Below are 1,667 nucleotides of genomic sequence, written 5' to 3'. Positions count from 1 at the left end.
AACCCCTGTTACCGCCGTGAAAGGGCGGTGTCCTAGGCCACTAGACGAAGGGGACACACGTACAACATTCACTCCCTACCGCGTTTCGCTGTGTGCTTTACGCTGTAAGTGGCGCGCATTCTATGGATGGATTGAGGGGTCGTCAACCCCCTGATATAAATTTATTTAAATCAATGACTTCGCCCTGCTTTGCGAGGCGATTCGGGCTTTTCCGTCTGACGGCCTTGGGTGGCTATATTCCGATACCCGGCAAGACGTTATAGTCGACGGCAACGAAGTGATGGCAATGTGCTTCATATTTGCCACCACTTATATAAGCGCAATCGCGGCCGATACAGATAGAGCCACAACCGATTCAACTCGTCGAGCGGCCCTATGCGTCCAAATGCCAAGCTACTACACTCGATCGCGAACCCTATAAAGAGGTCTTACCGGTGACACCACTCATGATCACCCTGCTAGTCGTAGCCGGGATCGCACTATTGATCGCCATTGGCTACATGAACCATGTGGTGGAAAACAACAAGCTGGAAAAGGCCCGTACCAAGGTTGAACTCAACGACCGCCTGCGTCGTTGTGGTGAAATTACCGAAACCTTCCCTGGCCAGCTGATGACACCGGCGCTCAAGCTGCTGCTGACTCGCCTGGAACTGAACGTCTGCCAGCGCCTGCTCAACCTGGAAAAAACCAGTAGCAACCTCAAAGCCCGCGTCAGCGAACTGCAAGCCCTTGTCGCCCAAGGCGACTCAATCCCGGTCAACAACCCCCCGGCCCCCATCCAGACCGAAGCCAAAGCCAAAGACGTGCGCTTCCTGCTCGAAGCCCTGCATGGCCAAATCACCCGCGCCGCCCAGGACGGCTTCCTGCCGACCAACGAAGCCAAGCGCTGGATCCGCGAAGTGCGCCACATTCTGGTGCTGCTGCACATCGAGTTCTTCAACAACCTTGGCCAGCAATGCCTGCAACAAAACCAGCCAGGCCAGGCCCGTCTTGCTTTCGAACGCGGCGTGCAATACCTGCGCAAACAACAGGAACCCCAGGCCTACGCCGAACAACTCGAATACCTGGAAAAACTCCTGGCCCGCGCCAATGCCATGGTGATGGACAACATCGCAGCGGTTGAAAGCGAAACAAACCAATTGAACGAAGGCCTCAAAGAAGTCGAGGCGGATGCAGACTGGAAGAAGAAAGTGATCTACGACTGATCAAAAGAATTAAAGAAGCCACCGCAAGGTGGCTTTTTTTTGGGTTGGATTTGAATGGGAAATACATCCGAAGAGAAAGGGTCGGCTGGCAAGCCGCCATCGCCGGCAAGCCAGCTCCCACTGTGGACCGGGTACACCTGCAAGAGATTGGGCGACTGTCAGGCCGCCATCGCCGGCAGGCCAGCTCCCACAGGGTTCGGTGTACACCTGCAAGAGATTGGTCGGCTGGCAAGCTGCCTTCGCTGGCAAGCCAGCTCCCACAGGGGAATGGGGTGCATCTAAGAGAGACTGGTCGGCTGTCAGGCCGCCATCGCTGGCAGGCCAGCTCCCACAGGGGAATGGGGTGCATCTGAGAGAAACTGGTCGGCTGTCAGGCCGCCATCGCCGGCAAGGCCAGCTCCCACAGTAAATCGAGGCGTACCGCCCGCTCCTCACCACTCAACAGGCCGAGCGTTAGCTCGC

Annotated in this window: 1 protein-coding gene; it reads left to right on the top strand. The window is 56.7% G+C overall.

What is annotated here, in order from left to right; all coding sequences use genetic code 11:
• Positions 1-434 precede the first annotated feature (434 nt).
• Complete coding sequence (locus QRN31_RS31135) at positions 435-1,205, top strand: hypothetical protein (protein ID WP_285436750.1); 771 nt, start codon at positions 435-437, stop codon at positions 1,203-1,205.
• Positions 1,206-1,667: the final 462 nt, after the last annotated feature.

It is taken from the genome of Pseudomonas sp. fls2-241-R2A-110 (assembly GCF_030209165.1).
Classification (GTDB): Bacteria; Pseudomonadota; Gammaproteobacteria; order Pseudomonadales; family Pseudomonadaceae; genus Aquipseudomonas.
Note: the sequence above shows the minus strand (reverse complement) of the source record. Positions and strands in the feature narration are given on the sequence as shown.